Source organism: Flavobacterium solisilvae (genome assembly GCF_012911605.1).
Taxonomy (GTDB): domain Bacteria; phylum Bacteroidota; class Bacteroidia; order Flavobacteriales; family Flavobacteriaceae; genus Flavobacterium; species Flavobacterium solisilvae.
This window is the reverse complement of sequence record NZ_JAAMPT010000203.1, coordinates 18,084-38,481: the sequence shown is the minus strand read 5'-3', so window position 1 is coordinate 38,481 and position 20,398 is coordinate 18,084. Positions and strand designations below refer to the sequence as shown.

Annotated in this window: 11 protein-coding genes and 1 tRNA gene; 8 read left to right on the top strand and 4 right to left on the bottom strand. The window is 35.1% G+C overall.

Annotation, left to right across the window (positions count from 1 at the left end; genetic code table 11):
- Positions 1-11: 11 nt before the first annotated feature.
- Positions 12-1,355 carry an NADP-specific glutamate dehydrogenase gene (gene gdhA, locus G6042_RS05580; protein WP_169523319.1) on the bottom strand — a complete coding sequence of 448 codons (1,344 nt, stop codon included), beginning with the start codon at positions 1,353-1,355 and terminating at the stop codon, positions 12-14.
- Between the two features lie 209 nt (positions 1,356-1,564).
- Between gdhA and G6042_RS05575 the strand changes: the two genes are divergently transcribed.
- Positions 1,565-2,350 (top strand): THC0290_0291 family protein, encoded by a 786-nt coding sequence (locus G6042_RS05575; RefSeq protein ID WP_169523318.1) that lies wholly within the window; start codon positions 1,565-1,567, stop codon positions 2,348-2,350.
- A 3-nt stretch (positions 2,351-2,353) separates the two neighbouring features.
- On the opposite strand, the gene hflX is transcribed toward G6042_RS05575, so the two are convergent.
- A complete protein-coding gene (gene hflX, locus G6042_RS05570) occupies positions 2,354-3,574 on the bottom strand; it encodes a GTPase HflX (protein WP_169523405.1) in 1,221 nt (406 codons plus the stop codon).
- Between the two features lie 170 nt (positions 3,575-3,744).
- Between hflX and G6042_RS05565 the strand changes: the two genes are divergently transcribed.
- From G6042_RS05565 to G6042_RS05555, 3 genes are read left to right on the top strand one after another with little or no spacing between them, the layout of a single operon-like run.
- Positions 3,745-11,256, top strand: coding sequence for a choice-of-anchor J domain-containing protein (locus tag G6042_RS05565; protein ID WP_169523317.1), 7,512 nt, complete (start codon positions 3,745-3,747; stop codon positions 11,254-11,256).
- Positions 11,257-11,285: 29 nt separating this feature from the next.
- Positions 11,286-12,209, top strand: a complete 924-nt coding sequence (locus G6042_RS05560; protein ID WP_169523316.1) for a PorP/SprF family type IX secretion system membrane protein — start codon at positions 11,286-11,288, stop codon at positions 12,207-12,209.
- 21 nt (positions 12,210-12,230) lie between these two features.
- The gene (locus tag G6042_RS05555; protein WP_169523315.1) at positions 12,231-14,096 is read left to right on the top strand and encodes an OmpA family protein; all 1,866 of its coding nucleotides are present in this window, start codon (positions 12,231-12,233) and stop codon (positions 14,094-14,096) included.
- Between the two features lie 136 nt (positions 14,097-14,232).
- Here G6042_RS05555 and G6042_RS05550 read toward each other — a convergent pair.
- Positions 14,233-14,312, bottom strand: a tRNA-Leu gene (locus G6042_RS05550).
- Between the two features lie 159 nt (positions 14,313-14,471).
- On the opposite strand from G6042_RS05550, the gene G6042_RS05545 reads away from it, so the two are divergent.
- The 3 genes from G6042_RS05545 (at position 14,472) to pth (ending at position 16,754) form a co-directional block, all read left to right on the top strand.
- Positions 14,472-15,413: a ribose-phosphate pyrophosphokinase gene (locus G6042_RS05545; RefSeq protein ID WP_169523314.1), complete on the top strand. Its 942-nt coding sequence runs from the start codon at positions 14,472-14,474 to the stop codon at positions 15,411-15,413.
- Positions 15,414-15,440: 27 nt separating this feature from the next.
- On the top strand, positions 15,441-16,049 hold the full coding sequence (locus tag G6042_RS05540; RefSeq protein WP_169523313.1) for a 50S ribosomal protein L25/general stress protein Ctc: 609 nt from the start codon (positions 15,441-15,443) through the stop codon (positions 16,047-16,049).
- A 138-nt stretch (positions 16,050-16,187) separates the two neighbouring features.
- Positions 16,188-16,754 carry an aminoacyl-tRNA hydrolase gene (gene pth, locus G6042_RS05535; RefSeq protein WP_169523312.1) on the top strand — a complete coding sequence of 189 codons (567 nt, stop codon included), beginning with the start codon at positions 16,188-16,190 and terminating at the stop codon, positions 16,752-16,754.
- A 45-nt stretch (positions 16,755-16,799) separates the two neighbouring features.
- Here pth and G6042_RS05530 read toward each other — a convergent pair whose 3' ends face one another.
- Complete coding sequence (locus tag G6042_RS05530) at positions 16,800-18,080, bottom strand: zinc-dependent metalloprotease (RefSeq protein ID WP_169523311.1); 1,281 nt, start codon at positions 18,078-18,080, stop codon at positions 16,800-16,802.
- A 207-nt stretch (positions 18,081-18,287) separates the two neighbouring features.
- Here G6042_RS05530 and G6042_RS14195 point away from each other — a divergent pair, with 207 nt between their 5' ends.
- Entirely contained in the window at positions 18,288-20,333 is a 2,046-nt protein-coding gene (locus G6042_RS14195; RefSeq protein WP_211161642.1) for a M43 family zinc metalloprotease, read from the top strand.
- The last annotated feature ends 65 nt before the right edge of the window (positions 20,334-20,398 follow it).

Sequence of the window (20,398 nt, the reverse complement as noted above, 5' to 3'; positions counted from 1 at the left end):
GGTATGTTTTTTTAAACTATTCCTTGTGCAAGCATTGCATCGGCAACTTTAACGAAACCAGCAATATTTGCTCCTTTTACATAGTCAATATATCCTGTAGAATCTTTACCATATTTTACACAAGCCGCGTGAATATTTGCCATAATTCCTTTTAGTCTTTCGTCAACTTCTTCAGAAGTCCAGCTTAGACGTAGAGAGTTTTGAGACATTTCAAGACCTGAAGTTGCAACACCACCAGCATTTGAAGCTTTTCCTGGAGCGAAAAGAATTTTAGCATTTTGGAAAACGTGCATTGCTTCTGGAGTTGAAGGCATGTTTGCACCTTCAGCTACACAAATACATCCGTTTGCTACTAAAGTTTTTGCTTCTTCTTCGTTTAATTCGTTTTGAGTTGCACATGGTAATGCTACGTCACATTTTACTTCCCATGGACGTTTTCCTGCTACGAAAGTTGCATTTGGATATTTTGTTATATAATCAGAAATTCTTCCGTAGTTTACGTTTTTGATTTCCATTATATAGGCTAATTTTTCAGCATCAATTCCGTCAGCATCATAAATATATCCTGATGAATCTGACATTGTTACTACTTTTCCACCTAATTGAGTAGCTTTTTGTGTTGCATATTGAGCTACGTTTCCTGAACCCGAAACTACTACTGTTTTTCCTGTAAAGCTATCGCCTTTAGTAGCTAACATACTTTGTGCAAAATACACATCGCCATATCCTGTAGCTTCTGGACGAATTAATGAACCTCCAAAAGTGATTCCTTTTCCAGTTAAAACACCTGTAAATTCGTTTCTTAATCTTTTGTATTGACCAAACATGTAGCCAACTTCGCGTCCACCAACACCAATATCTCCAGCAGGAACATCAGTATCTGCACCAATATGTTTAGAAAGTTCTGTCATGAATGATTGGCAGAATTTCATAATTTCGTTGTCTGATTTTCCTTTTGGATCAAAATCTGCTCCACCTTTTCCTCCGCCCATTGGCAAAGTAGTTAAGCTGTTTTTGAATGTTTGCTCAAAAGCCAAAAATTTCAAAATACTTAAATTAACCGATGGATGAAAACGAATTCCACCTTTGTATGGTCCAATTGCAGAGTTCATTTGAATTCTGTAACCTCTGTTTACTTGAGTTTTACCAGCATCATCAATCCAAGTAACACGGAACATGATAACTCTTTCTGGTTCAACCATTCTTTCCAAAAGCATTTTGTTTTGGTATTTTTTATTTTCTTCAATAAAAGGAATTACAGTTTCTGCAACTTCTTTAACTGCCTGCATAAATTCAGGTTCATTTGCGTTTCTTTTAGCTACTGATTCTAAAAAAGTGTTAACACTATTTGACATAAATTTTTGATTTAAAATTTTTTATGAAAACGTTTTCGTAAAACATGCGCAAATATACATTTTATTAAAATATGGGATTGTTTTTTTAAAATATATTTTATGGAGTTGACTAATAGTGCAGTTAAACGTAATTTAACACAACTTATCGCTGATTTTTTTTTCAACTGAATGATGTTTTTATATATTTGTCAGGAATTGAAATAAAAGTTATGCAAAAGCTCAGATATTTTACAGGACTAATTTGCTTGTTAGTTTTGCCTAGTAACATGATAGCACAATTTGGTTTTTCTCATGAAGTTGGAGTGATTGCTGGACCAGTTGCTTTCCAATCGGACTATGGTGTTCGAGGTGATTTTAAAACAAATTCAGGGAATACCGGATATGGAATTGGATTAATTCACTATTTGAATTTTTCATATAAAGCAGAATGTAATTGTTACACGCCAGAAACTTATTTTAACGATCACTTTAAATTGAGAAGTGAGCTTTCGTACAATAAAACCGAGTTACAACATTTTGGTAAATGGGTTGATAAGAGTAAAACATCTTTGATTGCAAATCAACTTAGAGGAATGCGAGGAAGTACTGCGGTTACTAATATAGGTATGCAGTTGGAGTATTTTCCTTTGAGTATTAGAGATTTTACGGCAACTATTGGTTCTTGGGCACCATTTATTAGTCTTGGAGGACAATTTAGTTTTTATGATCCAGAGGCTTATTCTACACTTGGACCATTAGATTCTCCAATTTCTACTCCCATAAAATACTATAATGCCACTACAAATCAAGGTGGAACCGTTTGGTCTATTGTTTCAAGTATTGGTACTAGATACAAACTTACTGAACTATCTGATTTGATGGTTGATTTGCGTGTGCAATACTATTTTTCAAACTGGGTTGATGGTTTAAATCCTGATCCAAAAGTATATTTAGAAAACCGTGCAAACGACTGGAATGTTTGGTTTAACTTTGGATATATCTATTATTTACAATAGGAATTAATCTTCAATTACATCATTATAATCTGGGTATAAAAACTTGTTGTAAGGAAATCTCGTTATGTGAATTTCTCGAACAGCATTGTATACTTTTTCTCTAAACTCTTCGAAGTTTTCTTTGTTTACTGCCGAAATAAATAGTGCATTGTCTTTTCCAACATTGTTCATCCAAGTGGCTTTCCAATCTTCAAGTGTATAATGTTTAGTTGTTTTTTCGGTCATTAAATCATCTTCTTCGATAACTAGATGCTTATAAGCGTCAATTTTATTGAAAACCATAATGGTTGGTTTGTCATTACTCTTAATATCTTGTAAAATTTGATTTACCGAATCGATATGATCTTCAAAATCGGGATGCGAAATATCTACCACATGTAATAGTAAATCAGCTTCGCGAACTTCATCTAAAGTGCTTTTGAACGATTCGATAAGTTGTGTTGGCAGTTTTCTAATGAATCCAACTGTGTCAGATAATAAAAATGGTAGATTTTTGATAACCACTTTTCTAACCGTTGTGTCTAATGTAGCAAATAATTTATTTTCAACAAAAACTTCACTTTTGCTGATGGAATTCATCATGGTAGATTTTCCAACGTTAGTATAACCAACCAAAGCTACTCGAACCATTGCGCCACGATTACTTCGTTGAATGGCCATTTGCTTATCAATAGTTCTGATTTTTTCTTTCAACAAAGCAATTCGGTCGCGAACAATCCTTCTGTCGGTTTCGATTTCGGTTTCTCCTGGACCACGAAGACCAATTCCTCCTTTTTGTCTTTCGAGGTGAGTCCACATTCCCGATAATCTTGGTAAAAGATATTGGCATTGTGCTAATTCCACTTGAGTTCTTGCATAAGATGTTTCGGCTCTTTGTGCGAAAATATCTAAGATAAGATTAGTTCTGTCTAACACTTTGCAATCTAAAATTTTAGAAATGTTTTTTTGTTGTGATGGTGAAAGTTCATCGTCAAAAATAATAGTCGAAACCGAATTACTTTTGATAAAGGCTTGAATCTCTTCCATTTTCCCGGTTCCAAGAAATGTCTTTGGATTTGGACGATCTAATTTTTGAAAAAACCTTTTAACAACTTGACCTCCAGCGGTATAAGTTAAAAACTCTAATTCATCTAAGTATTCAATCAATTTTTCTTCCGATTGGTTTTGAGTTACAATACCCACAAGGACAGTTTTTTCAAAAACGATAACTTCTTTTTCTAACATTGCTATAAAATATCCCACAAAGGTAAATATAATTGGGTTTATTGCCTTTTTTACTGAATGATTTTGTAGAAAAATTAAATTTTTCTTATTTTTTTCATAAAATTTTCTAAATTTGAGCCTCTTTAAAAACCCAAAAAAGAAATATTAATCAAACAACTAAACTTTCATTTATGAAAAAAATTACCTTTCTCTTGTTGGCGATATTTTTTTCTACTGTAGGCTATTCTCAGTTTACACCCATAGTAGAAGGATTTGAGTCAACATCTGGACCTGATGATGCTCCGTCAACGAACTGGACGTTGGACACAGGAAACTGGTTGGTTTTTGACAATGGAGTTGGAACCGCACTTCGCTGGGGAATTTCCACTTCAACAGCGCCACCAACCCAAGTTTATCAAGGAACAAACTCGGCGTATATGAATCGTCAAACTTCGTTTCCAGAAAATCAAACCGTTGAAGACTATTTGGTTTCACCAGAAGTTTATATTCCTCAAAATGGTCAGTTAAAATTTTGGACACGTGGTTTTCTTGCTGGAAATCAAGGAACAGTTTATCAAATAAAAATTGCTCCAGCTGACGTTCCTGATCCAACCAATCCTATTTATTATACATTAGTTCAACAATGGACTGATGCTGATTTGGTTACAACTATCAGTCAATTTCAAGAAAAGACAGTCGATTTGTCAGATTATCAGACTTTTAATGTTCGTATTGCTTTTGTAATGCAACAAGCACCTATTGCTTCTCCTTATGGAGATAGATGGTTTATAGATAATGTATCAGTTGTAGAAAGATGTTTTGATCCAACGTTACAACCAGTAACCAACATTACATCTTCTTCTGCACAATTAAATTGGACTTCTCCTGCTGGTTCAACAGCTTGGGAAATAGAAGTTATTCCAGCTACAGCAACACCAACTGGTGTTGGAGTACCTTATACTGGAGGTTCGCCTTATACTATTACGACGACATTACCAGGAAATGCACCGCTTTTACCTTCCACAGAATATAAATATTATATTAGAGTGGTTTGTGCCAATAGCTCAAGTGCTTGGATGGAAGGAACTTTTACTACTTTACGTAAAGGTTTAACCTGTGCTGATCCAATTCCTATTACAAGTTTGACTTATCTTACTACAGATAATACGGCCAACTATGCAGATAATTATGATATTGCGCAACCGTTAGCATGTGCTGGAACTGCAACTAACTATATGGTTGGTAATGATGTGTTCTATTCTTATACTGCTACGGTAACAGGTAATATTAATATTAAATTAACACCGACAGCAACTGGCTCAAGTATTTTTGTTTATAATAATACTTGTCCTGGCGCAGGCGTTCCTTGTGCTGGTGGTGCGGCTAATACAAATTCAAATGTTAGAAATATAAACGTATCAGTTGTTGCCGGAAATACATATACGATTGTAGTTTCATCAAGTGCACTTAATCAAACAGTTGGTTATACTTTATTAATACAACAATCTTTTTGTACAATACCAGCAGCACCAACAGTTGGTGGAATTACACAAACTTCTGCTAATTTCTCTTGGGCAGCTGGAACAGCATCTTCATGGGAGGTTTTAGTGCAAACAGCTGGGCAACCTTTCCCAAACAATATTTCGGGAACGTTGACTTCTGTTAATACAAACTCACCTTCACCAACAGTTTTAACACCAAATACAGCTTACGAAGTTTATGTAAGAACAGATTGTGGTGATGGAACGTTTAGTGGATGGATTGGACCAGTTCCTTTTAGAACATTGTGTAGCCCTTATACGCCTAATTTCCAAGAAGGATTTAATACGACATCAACTACCGAGCCATGTTGGACAGTTATAAATGGAAATAATGATGCTAATGCATGGGATATGAATTATGCAACAACTCCATTCGAAGGAAATCAGTCAGCTTCAATTGCAACTGCTACTGGATCTAATAATAACGATTGGTTGATTTCTCCACAATTTGTTCTTAATGGAAATCAGAGATTGAAATTTAGATATAGAGTAGGTTCAGCTACACAACAAGGTTCTTTCAGAGTGATGTTAGCTCCTACTCCAGGTGGAATTGCTCCAGCTGATTTTACAGAAACATTGGTTGCAACTACAGCTTATACTAATGAAAATTACTTAGAAAGAGTTGTAAACCTTTCGGGTTATACGGGTACTGTTAATATCGCTTGGCATGTACCACAAGGTTCGCCAGGAGGAAATAGAATATTTATTGATAATGTAATTGTTGAAGATATTCCAACTTGTCCAGATCCAAGTGCTATTACATTCAATACAGTTACTCATAACACGGTTAATCTTGAATGGACTAATGGTGGAACAGAAACGCAGTGGCATGTAATTGCTTTGCCATGTAATGCTCCTGCTCCAACAGCAAGTTCAACAGGTTGGCAACTAGTAGATAATAATCCATTTACTTTAGGAAATGGTTCTATAGTACTAAACCCATTAACTTGTTATAATGTATATGTTAGAGCTGTGTGTGATTCTGGTGTAAGTCCTTGGTCATCTGATCCAACAGTATTTACAACATTAGTTGCTCCGCCAGTTTGTGGTGGAACTTATGTAGATTTTGGTGGGCCAACAGGAAATTATCTTGCAAATACTGATGAAACATTTACAGTTTGTGCTCCAGCGGGAGAATTAGTAACAATTGCATTTACTTCATTTAATGTTGAACCATTGAATGATGCTTTATATATTTTTGATGGTAGTTCAACTTCGGCACCACAATTTGCAAGTACAAATGGAGCAGGAAACGTTCCTGGTGGATTAGCAGGAGGTTTCTGGGGAACAACTCTTCCTGGACCTTTTACTTCTTCAGCTCCTGGTGGATGTTTAACGTTTAAATTTGTAAGTAATGCAACGGTGCAAAATGCAGGTTGGACTGCTAATGTTCTTTGTGCTACAGCACCAACATGTACAAAACCTAGTACGCTTTTAAGTTCTAATTTAACTGCAAGTTCTGTTCAAATCGAATGGACTCAGCATCCAAATCCTGATAACTCAGTAGCAACAGTTTGGCAAGTATTAAAATTACCTTGTGGTTCTCCAACACCAACAGCAGCGGCTACAGGATGGGAAGAAACGACAAACAATCCTTATACATTTGATAATTTAGATCCAAACACATGTTATGATTTCTATGTTAGAGCAGTTTGTTCTTCTACAGACTCAAGTGTTTGGGCTGGAATTAAAAATATTACAACGTTTTGTGTTGCTATTCCAATTCCTTTCCAAGAAGGATTTAATACTGACTCTTTAACAGAAGCTTGTTGGACTGTTTTAAATGTTAATGCAGATGAAGATGCATGGGATATGAACTATGCTACAAATCCGTACGAAGGAAATCAAGTAGCCTCAATCCTTACTCAAGGAAATGGTACAGGTGTAAATGCTAATAACGATTGGTTAATTTCTCCTCAATTATCAGGATTGAATGGTAACCAAAGACTAAGATATCGTTATAGAGTACAATCATCAGGTGAGCCAAATGCTTTTAGAGTAATGTTGTCACCAACTGCTAGTACAACTCCAGCTGATTTTACAACAACATTAGTTCCATTAGCTACTTATAATAATGCAACTTATGTTGAGGCTATCGTTCCGCTTACAGATATAACAGGAACGGTTAACATTGCTTTCCATGTACAAGGTGGTGCACCAGCAGGTAACCGATTGTATATAGATAAGTTTATTGTAGAGAATATTCCAACTTGTTTTGAGCCAACGGCGTTACAAGTGTTAAGTACTACATCAAGTTCTGCTTATTTAAGTTGGACAGATACCAACACACCACCAGCAACACAATGGGAAGTTATTGTAGTGGAACAAGGTTCAAGTGAGCCACTAATAACATTGCCTGTAAATCCATTAAATTTAGTTAGTGTAAATACAATACAATTTACAGGATTGCAATCTAGTACATTCTATACCTATTATGTTAGAGCAATTTGTTCAGAAACCGATAGAAGTGTATGGTCTGTAGGAGCTAATTTTGTTACAAAACCTGGAAATGATGAATGTATTAATGCAGAATTTGTGCCTGTAAATTCAGCTCAAGATTGTCTTGATACTGTTTCGGGTATAGTAACAGGAGCAACAGCTTCGGGTTTACCCAATCTAACGGCGCCATGTGTGGGAACGCCGGATGATGATGTGTGGTATGAGTTTGTTGCTACTAATTCATATTTGACAGTATCGTTGTTAGATATCGTTGGACCAACGATGAATTTTGCAGTATATTCAGGTTCTTGTGGTACACTTACCCAGGTTGGATGTAGTGGTACAAGTGCAAATAATACACTTTCGTACACTGTGAATGATATGGTGGTTGGAAATATTTACTATATTAGAGTTTATTCAAATTCCGCTCAACCTCAAACGGGAAGTTTTAAAGTTTGTATTACAACACCTTCTACTTGTGAAAATGCTCGTACAGTTTGTGATTATACATATAAAAATACTACTGGTGTAGCTAGTTTAGGACAAATAGGGTGTTTGATTACATCACCAAACCCTAAATTCTTTATTATTCAGGTTACACAAACAGGTCCATTGAGTTATTTAATAAATCAATCAACGCAAGAATCTACATTTGATCCAGTTACTGGAAATATTATACCTGGACCTGCAAATCTAGATGTTGATTATGCCGCTTGGGGACCATTTACTTCACAAGCTGCAGCGTGTAGTACAATAAGTCCTACACCTGGCACATTTATACCTCCAGGAATTGGTGTTCCAGTTACTCAAACGACAGGTTGTAGTTATAGTATTTTTCCAACTGAAACCTTGAATATTGTAAATGCTCAAGCAGGTCAGTATTATGTTTTAATGATTACTAATTTTATTAATCAGTCAGGATATATATCTTTAATTCAAACAAATGCTATAGAAGATAATCCTGCATATAATCCTAATCATGGATCGACTGAGTGTTGTCCAGATGCTTATTTTACTTATAACAATAATAATACTTTTTGTAAAGTAGCAGGTGAACCAAATCCAGTAGCTACAGCACTTGAAGGTTCTGTTTTAGGATCTTTCACAGCACAGCCTGATGGTTTGGTTTTCATTGATGCTGCAACAGGTGTAATTGATCTTATGGCAAGTGCACCAGGTTATTATCAAGTTACCAATACAACAATTCCAGATGATATCTGTGATGCAGCAAGAACAGCTTTCACTTTTATTAGAATTACGGAAATTCAAAATGCTACATTACAGTATGTTACTAATACCGCATGTAGCAATGATACCACTATTTTACCAGCTACAACATCAGGAGCAATTAATGGTACATTTTCTGTACAACCTCAAGGAGGTTTATACATTAATCCAGATAATGGAGATATTACACCAAATTTAAGTTCTCCAGGAACTTATACGGTTAGTTATAATCCGCCTGATACAGGTTCTTGTCCTCCAGGAGCATCAGCTACGGCAACAGTCGTGATTAAAGCAGTACCAAGTGCAGTAACTCCAGGCGATATCGTGGCTTGTGATGGATATGATTTACCTACACTATCAGTTGGAAATTATTATACTGGACCAGATGCAACAGGAGATTTGATAACGTTACCTTACACGGTTGAAACGAGTCAAACGGTTTATGTATATTCTACTGCAAATGGCTGTATAAATCAAGATAATTTTGATGTTACGATCAACACAGTTCCAGATCCAACTGTTGCTGTTACAGATGCCGCATCATGTAATGATACGGGAACGATTGTAGTAACTTCGCCAACAGGAACAGGAACGCCTTTGCTGTCGGATTTATTTATTTCTGAAGTTACCGATCATAATACAGGTGCGTTAACTTATGTAGAATTATATAACGGAACTGGAGCAACTGTAAATTTAGCAAATTATAAATTGAAGGTATTTACTTTTGGTACTAACCCTTCAACAGGTGTCAATCTGTGTGAGTTTCCACTAACTGGAACACTCGCTAATAATTCGGTTATTGTTATTAAAATTGGTGGTACAAGTGCCAATCAAGGAGGAGTAGTTCCTAACATAGTTTCCACTTGTGGAGGTGTAACCAACAATGACCATATTAAATTAACTTCTAATACAGATATTGATATTGATTTATGGGGAAGAACCGATGGAGCTGTATATACGCCAGCTGCAGCGGGTTATGTATATAGAAGACTTAATACGGCTACTCCATTGCCTAGTTTGATATGGAATCCAGCTGATTGGACTGCTTCAGCTCCAGTGGATTATACTAATGTTGGTAGTTACCAAGGTTTACCACCTTCAGGATATGAATATAGTTTAGATAATGGTACACAACAATCGAGTACAACTTTTACAGGTGTAGCTCCAGGTAATCATACTATTGTAGTTCATGATTTAGCAACTGGATGTTCTTCTGCGCCATTTGATGTAGTTGTTGGTGCGGGTTCGTTGGCACCTTCTGATACTCAGTTTAGCTATGTAACTCCGGTATGTAAAAATGCTACAACTAATCCAATGCCAAGTCCAGTTAATGTTACTACTTTCAGAGCAAATGGAACTTATTCTGAGGATTTAACATTCTCAACAGGTTTGGATATAAATCCAACAACAGGGGAAATTAATTTAGCAACATCTACTACAGGTGTACACAGAGTGGTTTACACAGTTTCGCAAGATTTTGCAAGCTGTCAAGATGCCGGAAGTTCAACTTTCGATATTACGATTAATCCAATTGTAACACCAGTGGTTGGGTTTAATTATAGCCCATTAACTGTTTGTGAATCTACATCAGGTACTTTAGATCCAATTTATGATTCTGGATTTAATACTCTAGGTCAATTTACAGTAACACCATCTACAGGTTTAGTTATTTCTTCAACAGGAGTTATTTCTCTTGGTGGTGCGTCTGATCCAGGAACTTACAGTATTGTTTATTCTGTTAATGCAGATGCTAATGCGTGTCAAGTTTCTAATACATCAGCAACTGTTAATGTGGTTATCAATGCTGCAATCACCCCAACATTTGATCCAATAGACATAGTTATTTGTTTTGGGGAAGAGCTTGCTCCATTGCAAACACCTTCGATAGAAGGCGTTACAGGAGTATGGTCACCAGCGTTGAACAATACGGCAACGACCGAGTACTCATTTGCACCAGATGCAGGACAATGTGCTGTTATACCTCCAACAGTAACGATCAATGTAATACCATTACCAGAGTTTACTATTACTCAGGGTTGTATAGATAACAATTATACATTAGCAGCTGTTGAGAGCAATTCGGTAAACCCGAGTTATGCATGGTTTGATGCTTCAAACAACCAAATAGGCACGAGTCAATCGGTAGTAGTTACGGCATCAGGAACGTATAAATTGGTAATTACACAAAACGATTGTAGTACAGAAGAGCTAGTAGAAGTAGAGAGTGCATTATGTTCATTTGATATCCAAAAAGGAATTTCAGCCAATGGCGATGGTTATAATGACAACTTTGAATTAACAGGATTTGATGTTAAGAAACTCCAAATCTTCAACCGTTATGGCATGAAAGTTTATTCAAAAAACAATTATAGTAACGAATGGTATGGACAATCAGACAAAGGTGATGAACTACCAGACGGAACCTATTACTATGTAATCGACCGCAATAATGCCAAAACGGTTACAGGTTGGATTTATATCAATAGAGCACAATAACCTGGATATTAAAGTAAAACAAAACAAAAATGAAGAAACTATATTTCATAGCATTTTTAACACTAGGTTTCCTTTGGGAAGTTAGTGCACAACAAGATCCACATTATACGCAATACATGTATAACATGAGCGTAATGAATCCGGCGTATGCAGGATCAAAAGAGAGTATTTCGGGTGGATTGTTATACAGAAAACAATGGATAGAGATAGAAGATGCGCCAACAACAGGAACATTTTTCATCCATAGTCCAGTAGGAAGAAACGTTGGATTAGGACTATCAGCCATCAATGATAAAATTGGACCAGTAGAAGAAACCAATTTATATGCAGACTTCTCTTACACTTTAGGATTAGGCGGAGAACACAAACTAGCTTTCGGATTGAAAGCTGGTTTGACGATGCATAAAATAGATTTCAACCGTATCTATCAAACCTTACCAGATATGGTTCCACAAGATCCATTTAGTGCAGGAAACCCAAACAACTCGTTTTTAAACATCGGTTCAGGAGTTTTTTATTACACTAATAAATACTACGTAGCCTTTTCAGTTCCCAATATGTTAAAATCAAAATACCTAGATTTTGACGGAAGACAATATGGAACCGAAACCCTACATTATTTTTTAACAGGAGGATATGTGTTTGATTTAAATCCGAATTTAAAATTCAAGCCACATACGATGATTAAATCATCGGTAGATTCTCCAACATCAGTAGATTTATCAGCCAACTTTTTATTTAATGACAAGTTAGAACTTGGCGGAACCTACCGATTACAAGATTCCTTTGGTGCAATGGTCAACTTTGCCATTACACCAAGTTTGCGAATAGGCTATGCATACGATCATATTGTATCCGATTTGAATGTAGTAACACCATCATCACATGAGTTTATGTTACTATTTGATATCAGTCCATCGAAAAAAGTATCGCAATCACCACGTTTCTTCTAACCCATAAATTACTAAATAAAGATGAAAAATTTATATATAGCATTAAGTTTTGCGGTTGGAACACTAACGGTAACAGCCCAAAACAAAGAAACCAAAGTAGCCGACAAACTATTTGGCAGATACGAATATGTAGATGCGGCAAAAGAATATCTAAAATTGGTAGAAAAAGGAAAATCAGATGGCTATGTTTATAAACAGTTAGCCGATTCTTATTTCAATGTTTTCAATACAGCCGAAGCCGCTAAATGGTATGCCAAAGCCGTAGAAACCAACCAAGATTCAGAAACCTACTATCGTTATGCCCAAATGCTAAAAGCCAATGGGAAATACGAAGAATCCAACAAGCAAATGCAAAAATTTGCAAGCTTAGTGCCAAACGATTCCAGAGCCAAAGCCTTTAAGGAAAATCCAAACTATGTTCCAAGATTATTAGACAAAGCAAAGCAATACAATGTAAATACTACAGAAGTAAGCAGCGACAAGTCGGATTTTGGACCTGTTTTGTATGATAACACGCTTTATTTTACCAGCGCAAGAAATGGAGCCAGAAAGACCTATGGTTGGACAGAAGAACCATTTTTAGATATCTATAAAGCCGATTATAATGAAGATGGAACCATCAGCAATGCAACGCCAGTAAGCGGATTAAATTCAAAATGGCATGATGGACCAGTAACCATCAGTGCCGATGGCAATACAGCTTATTTTTCAAGTGATAGTTTTAGAGAAAGCACTTTTCAAAAAGACAAAGAAAACAATCTAAAACTAGGAAGAAACAGCATTTATAGAGCAACTAAAACAGGCGATACTTGGGGAAATATCACACTATTACCATTTAATTCAAAAGAATATTCATGTGCCAACCCAAGTTTAAGCAGAGATGGAAAGACCTTGTATTTTTCGTCTAATATGCCAAACAGCATTGGAGGTGTTGATATTTGGAAAGTAGCGGTAAACCAAGACGGAAGCTTTGGAACACCAGAAAACTTAGGAAGAAAAGTAAACACCGAAGGCAATGAAAGTTTTCCATTTATAGCCGATGACAACAAAACCCTATACTTTTCATCCAATGGAAGACAAGGATTAGGCGGATTAGATGTTTTTGAAATCGACTTAAACGCAGGCGAAGCAACTAATATGGGTAAACCAATCAACTCAGAGAAAGACGATTTTTCATTTTCATTCAACAGCAAAAAGAACGTAGGATTCTTAGCTAGTAATAGAAATGGAAACGACGACATCTTTGGAGCAATACCAGTATGTGGTGTTGACATTGTTACAGTAGTAACCAATGCTAAAACAGGCGCAATACTAAGCGGCGCAAGAGTATCGATTTTAGACGACAAGAGAAACGTAATCGCTACTGAAACGTCCAATGCGAATGGAGAAGTAAAATACAGAGTAGAATGTGACAAGCCGTATGTAGTTCAAGCAGCCAAAGACGGATTTGAGAGCAACACTTTTGCAGTAGCCAAAGGCAAAGGACCAACTACCAAAGTGGAAGCCGCATTACAACCAATCGATGTAATTGTAACCCCAACCGAGATAGTGTTGAAACCAATCTACTTCGAGTACGATAAGAGTAACATTACCCAAGAAGGTGCATTTGAGTTAGACAAACTAGTTCAAGTGATGAAAAACAATGATAAGTTAGTTATCTTGGCAAAATCACATACCGATAACAGAGGAAGTGACAAATATAACTTAAGCCTATCTGATAGAAGAGCAAAATCTACGGTACAGTATATTATTTCAAAAGGAATAGATGCTAGTAGAATCTCAGGCAAAGGAATGGGAGAATTAGAGCTAAAAGTAGACTGTGGAGACAACTGCACAGAAGAACAACACGCTCAAAACAGAAGAAGTGAATTCTTGATTGTGAAGTAAGTTACATTTTATTTACAAAAAAAGGAGAGCAATTTGCTCTCCTTTTTTTGTAAACATCTAATGGATTAAAAAACAATAAAAAAACAATAAAAAAAACCTAAAACATTGTTTTTTAATGTTTTAGGTTTTTTTAAAGTACCCGGAGTGGGAATCGAACCCACACTCCTAAGAACACGAGTTTGAGTCGTGCGCGTCTACCAATTCCGCCATCCGGGCAATACGGTATTTGTGTTTTGTGGGTGCAAATGTAAATAAAATTTCTTCATAGAATCAAAAAAATACTTAAAAATATGCTTTCAGAGTTGAATTTAATTCCTAAATTTGCACCGCGTTAAAGCAATACACAACTAACTAACTACAAAACAACAAATTATAATGTCGCATTTAGAACCCGAAGCAAAAATATTTGCATGTTCACAAAGCGTCCATCTAGCAGAACAAATAGCTAAACACTATGGAATTCCGTTGGGTAAAGTTACGTTCTCAAAATTTAGTGATGGTGAAATTCAGCCTTCTTTTGAAGAGTCAATAAGAGGAATTCGAGTTTTTATTGTTTGTTCCACTTTCCCAAGTGCAGACAATTTAATGGAATTATTGTTGATGATAGATGCTGCAAAAAGAGCGTCAGCTAGACATATAACTCCAGTTATTCCTTATTTTGGCTATGCAAGACAAGATAGAAAAGACAAACCAAGAGTTCCAATAGGAGCAAAGCTGGTGGCTAAATTATTAGAAACAGCTGGAGCAACTCGAATTATGACGATGGATTTACATGCTGATCAAATTCAGGGATTTTTTGAAAAACCAGTTGATCACTTGTTTGCTTCTACTATCTTTTTGCCTTATGTAAAAAGTTTGCAGTTGGATAATTTGACGATTGCATCTCCAGATATGGGTGGATCAAAAAGAGCTTATGCTTATTCTAAGTTTTTAGAATCAGATGTTGTAATTTGTTACAAACAACGAAAAGCAGCCAATATCATCGACACCATGGAATTGATTGGTGAAGTAAAAGGAAGAAATGTTATTTTGGTTGACGATATGGTTGATACTGGAGGAACTTTGGCAAAAGCAGCCGATTTAATGATCGAAAAAGGTGCAATTAGCGTTAGAGCGATTTGTACTCACGCAATTCTTTCGGGCGATGCTTATGAAAAAATAGAAAATTCAAAGTTGACCGAATTAATTGTTACCGATTCTATTCCGTTGAAGAAAGAATCAAATAAAATAAGAGTGGTAAGTTGTGCGCCGCTTTTTGCAGAAGTAATGAACATGGTTCAGCACAACAATTCCATTAGTGGAAAATTTTTAATGTAATTTATTATTAACTATAAATATTTTTAAATGAAATCGATTACGATTAAAGGACAAGAAAGAGAAAGCGTAGGCAAAAAAGCTACTAAAGCCTTACGTGATGCTGGAATGGTTCCGTGTGTTATTTACGGAGGAAAACAACCAGTACATTTTGCAGCAGAAGAAAAAGCATTCAAAAGCTTGGTTTACACTCCAAATGCACACACTGTTGTAGTGGATTTGAATGGGAAAACAACTGATGCTATTTTACAAGACATTCAGTTTGATCCAATTTCGGACAAAATTCTTCATATTGATTTCTTCCAATTGGATGAGAAAAAAGAAATCATTATGGAAGTTCCAGTTAAAATCACGGGTACATCTCCAGGTGTATTATTAGGTGGTGATTTACGTTTAAACCAACGTAGATTAAAAGTAAAAGCTTTACCTAAAAACCTTCCTGATTTTGTTGAAGCAAACATTTCAGAATTACAAATGGGTAATAAATTGTATGTTACTAAATTAGAAGTAAACAATTTTAAATTAATGCACCCAGATAATACTGTAGTTTGTCAAGTGAAGATTTCACGTGCGGCGATGAAAGCAGCTCAAGAAGCAGCAAAAGCAGCAAAAGCTCCAGCAAAAGGAAAGAAAAAATAATTTTCAAAACCTTATACAAAAGAAAGCATCAGTTTATAACTGGTGCTTTTTTTATTTTACAATTATTTTGGATTATTTTTGCCAAATGAATTTTTGGAATACATTTTTCGGAAAAAAAATAGTCAAGAAACGAACACAATGAAGAAGTTTTTAATTGTTGGATTAGGCAACATTGGGCAAGAATATGAGAATACAAGACACAATATTGGTTTTAAAGTATTGGATTATTTAGCCAAAGATGAAAGTATAACTTTTCAAACACAAAAGTTAGGCGATGTAGCCGAATACAACATCAAAGGAAGAAAATTGTTTTTGCTAAAACCAAGTACCTATATGAACTTGAGCGGAAAAGCAGTAAAATATTGGATGGAAAAGGAGAATATTGAAAAAGAAAATATTTTAGTAATAACAGATGATTTGAATTTGTCTTTTGGAACCATTCGAATTAAGGCAAAAGGAAGCGATGGAGGTCATAATGGTTTAAAAAGTATTCAGGCTGTTTTAAACACAGTTGAATATCCACGATTTCGTTTTGGGATTAGTGATCAATTCAAAAAAGGACAACAAGTAGATTATGTTCTTGGCGAATGGACATCAGAGGAAAATTCTATGCTAATAGAACGATTAGAAGTAGCGTCAAAGGTAATTCGGTCATTTGCCTTAGCGGGATTAAGTAACACTATGAATGAATATAATGGGAAATAAAAAAGCTCCGAAATTTTCGGAGCTTTTGTTTTTAAAAGAAGAAAATTATTTAATGATAATTTTTTCAGTTGTAATGATACTTCCGCTTTTCACGTTTACAAAATAAACTCCTGAACTTGGTTTGTCAATTGAAATTGTTTGCTCTAGGTTCGAAGATTGAGTGTAATAATCTTCAAAAACAATTCTTCCCGAAATATCAAAAACTTCAACAGAATAATCATTTGATAAATCTTTGAACTTAATAATAAAAGTTCCGTTGCTAGGATTTGGATAAATATTGAAGTTATTTTTAATAAAAGTATTGTTTGAAAGAACATTTGTTTTTAATAAATCTGAGATAGCATTATATTGTGCTGTCATCCTTTGTATTTGTCCTGGTGTAAACATGTACATACAAGCATCGTTTACATAATCCATATAATTCATAGTTAGTGCTTTTTGCCCTGAAACACATCCGTTTTTACTTCCGGCAGTAGGGCAACTATATGCTGGAGTGCTTACAGCTGGAGTGTCACAAATACCATCGCCATTTGGATTGAAGGCGTTATATTGTGCGCAATTTGTTTCTCCACATCCTGCAAAAGTATGGTCAAGATTAAAAAAGTGACCTAATTCATGTGTTAATGTTCTTCCTAAATTATATGGTGCGCCAGGAACATAACCTGTACAACCTGCTCCTGAGCCAAAAGCTTCGCTATCAATAATTACTGCATCACCCCAACTAGGATCACCTGGCATATAAGAGTATCCTAAACTACCATCAGCATATCTTACAGCAATATTTATATATCCAGCCCAAGTTGTGTCATAATCTGCGCCACTTAAATAATCTGTTCCAAAGGTTACAGCAACTGTTCCATTGGCTAATCCAGTTCCTGTAGGGTGATTTTCTGTAGCAAGAATAAATTCCACATTCATTGAACCTACGCTAGAAACCATTGGGTAAAAAGCAGATGCTGTTGCCCAGTTTGAAATATCGGTATTCGTTGCATTATAGTCAGCATTCAATCTGTTTATTTGCGACTGAGCTAAGTTTCTTAAACAGTTTTTTAGCGTTGCGTTTGCCCCAGTAGAAACGCTAGGAAAATGTACTGCTACAGGAATTCTAATAGTTGTGTTTGTGCTTGATAATTCTCCTGTATTTCTGTGCTGTACATTTTGTAACTTGTATAGTTCTTGTTCGAATTTTTGCTGACGATCAAGAAATTTTTGTCTCTTTACTGGATCGGACATAATTTGTTGCATTTTTTCAACCATTCCGCATGTTCTTTGCGCATTAGCAATAAATCCAGCAAGAAAAATAAATAATAAAGTAATTTTTCTCATTTTTTAATTTTTTTAAAGTCTTCAAAAATAGTGTTTTTTGTATAAAATAATAGTTAAAAGAAAGCCTGTTTTTTTTACACAGGAAATAGTCCTTGTAGTGATATAAAATAAAGTTTATACTAAGTTTAATTTTTCTTTTATATAACACTTTTTTTTATACTTTTACAAGCTAAAGTTAACCATACTATACCTTTACAATTAAAAAAAATGAAAAAAACTACTTTATTAAGTTTAATCGCTTTGTCTTTTCTTTCTGTTGGATATACTCAGGAAGTAAAGCAAAAAACTAAACGTTTAGAAGGGATTAAGCCAGAAAACTTTACTCCATCTGGAATGATTAGATGTGCTACAGATGAGTATGAAGAATTATTATATTCTAAAGATCCAAAAAGAATGTCAAAAGAGCAATTTGAGGCATACATTGCTCCTTATGTTGAACAATACAAAAACACGCCGGCAAATGCCTCGCAAAGTGGTGGGATAATTTATATTCCAGTTGTGGTTCATGTTATTCACAATGGTGATGCTTATGGAACCAATGAAAATATTACTGATGAGCAAGTTCAATCTCAAATAACTGTAATGACTCAAGATTACAGAAGAATGGCAGGAACTCCAGGATTTAATACAAATGCTGTTGGAGCCGATGTTCAAATTGAGTTTGTTTTGGCAAAAGTTGATCCAAATGGAAACCCTACAAACGGTATTAATAGAGTGAATCTTTGTAGAGATAATTATAATGCAGGATCATTTGCAGAAATTCAGGATTTAATAGATGCTGAAGTTAAACCTCAGACAATATGGAATCCAACTCTATATATGAATATGTGGAGTGTGAATTGGGATGGTTCTGATTTATTGGGTTATGCACAATTTCCAAGTAATAATACTTCTTTAGCAAATACAGATGGAGTTGTAGCGGGATATGGTTTTTTTGGTAGTTCTAGTTTAGCTACTGGTAACTTTTCACCTCCATTCGATAAAGGAAGAACCATGACTCACGAAGTGGGACACTTTTTAGGATTATATCATACTTTTCAAGGTGGATGTGCAGGTGAAAATAATACTTCGGGTGATTTTTGCGCCGATACTCCAGCAGTTGCTAGTCCTAACGGAGGTTGTTCTCCAATTAATTCATGCCCAACAGGAGGGAATGATATGATTCAAAATTACATGGATTATACAGATGATGCTTGTATGAACATATTTACTATAGAACAAAAAGCTAGAATAACATCCGTTATGAATTCTATGCAAAGAAGAGCTAGTTTAAAAACATCAACTAAAGATCAACCAATTCCATTATTTGTTAACGATGCTGAATTGAAGTTGGAAAGAGTTTGTACTACTGCTGGAGAAACAAGCTGTCCTACGGGTTCAGGGCCAACAGTAAAAGTTACTATTTATAATAGAGGAACTTCAGCATTGACATCTGCAGTAATAGCTTATAACATCAATGGAGGAACTAGTTATAATTACAATTGGTCAGGAAATTTAGCTCAAGATAAATTTGCTACTTTTGATATGCCAATTACTAATGCTACAAGTGGAACTTTAAATGCTGCAATCACTACCGCTAATGGAGTAACAGATCAAAGAGCTACAAACAATAGTGTTTCCACAACTTATACAATTCCTACATTGCCTACTAATTATTCATTTAATAATTATGTGTTTAGATTACAAAGAGATTTTTATGGCGCGGAAACTACTTGGACATTAAAAAATCAAGCAGGAACAACTTTATATTCTAGTATACCATATTCTAATTCTACTTCTGCTGTGTTACCAACTTTAATTACGCAAAACTGGACATTACCAAGTAATGATTGTTACACATTTACAATAAACGATACAGCAGGTGACGGTATTTGCTGTGGTTATGGACAAGGTTATTATGATATAAAATCTACAGATGGTGTAACAATAGTAGCTTCTGGTGCTTCTTTTGGTAGTTCAGAAAGTAAAGCGTTTTCAGTTAACTTTTTAAGTAATGAAACGTTTGAAACATTAAACGATGTTTATGTTTTCCCTAATCCAACAAAAAGCATTCTAAATATTGCCGTTCCATCAGGGGTTGAAATGATTAAAAATGTTGCGGTTTACAATTATCTAGGACAAGTTGTGGCGCAAAAAAATATTACAAATCAAGATGATTTATCAATTGATACAACTAATTTTAGCAATGGTGTTTATTTAATCACAGTTTCTAATGGTGCTCAAAGTAAAACATTACGTTTTATTAAAGAATAATCACTTATCATAATTTAAAAAGAGGATTGAATTTATTTTCAATCCTTTTTTTTTAAAATAAAATT

Coding starts and splice junctions, on each gene's coding strand:
- gdhA (WP_169523319.1), bottom strand. CDS start 1,355: ATGTCAAATAGTGTTAACACTTTTTTAGAATCAGTAGCTAAAAGAAAC.
- G6042_RS05575 (WP_169523318.1), top strand. CDS start 1,565: ATGCAAAAGCTCAGATATTTTACAGGACTAATTTGCTTGTTAGTTTTG.
- hflX (WP_169523405.1), bottom strand. CDS start 3,574: ATGTTAGAAAAAGAAGTTATCGTTTTTGAAAAAACTGTCCTTGTGGGT.
- G6042_RS05565 (WP_169523317.1), top strand. CDS start 3,745: ATGAAAAAAATTACCTTTCTCTTGTTGGCGATATTTTTTTCTACTGTA.
- G6042_RS05560 (WP_169523316.1), top strand. CDS start 11,286: ATGAAGAAACTATATTTCATAGCATTTTTAACACTAGGTTTCCTTTGG.
- G6042_RS05555 (WP_169523315.1), top strand. CDS start 12,231: ATGAAAAATTTATATATAGCATTAAGTTTTGCGGTTGGAACACTAACG.
- G6042_RS05545 (WP_169523314.1), top strand. CDS start 14,472: ATGTCGCATTTAGAACCCGAAGCAAAAATATTTGCATGTTCACAAAGC.
- G6042_RS05540 (WP_169523313.1), top strand. CDS start 15,441: ATGAAATCGATTACGATTAAAGGACAAGAAAGAGAAAGCGTAGGCAAA.
- pth (WP_169523312.1), top strand. CDS start 16,188: ATGAAGAAGTTTTTAATTGTTGGATTAGGCAACATTGGGCAAGAATAT.
- G6042_RS05530 (WP_169523311.1), bottom strand. CDS start 18,080: ATGAGAAAAATTACTTTATTATTTATTTTTCTTGCTGGATTTATTGCT.
- G6042_RS14195 (WP_211161642.1), top strand. CDS start 18,288: ATGAAAAAAACTACTTTATTAAGTTTAATCGCTTTGTCTTTTCTTTCT.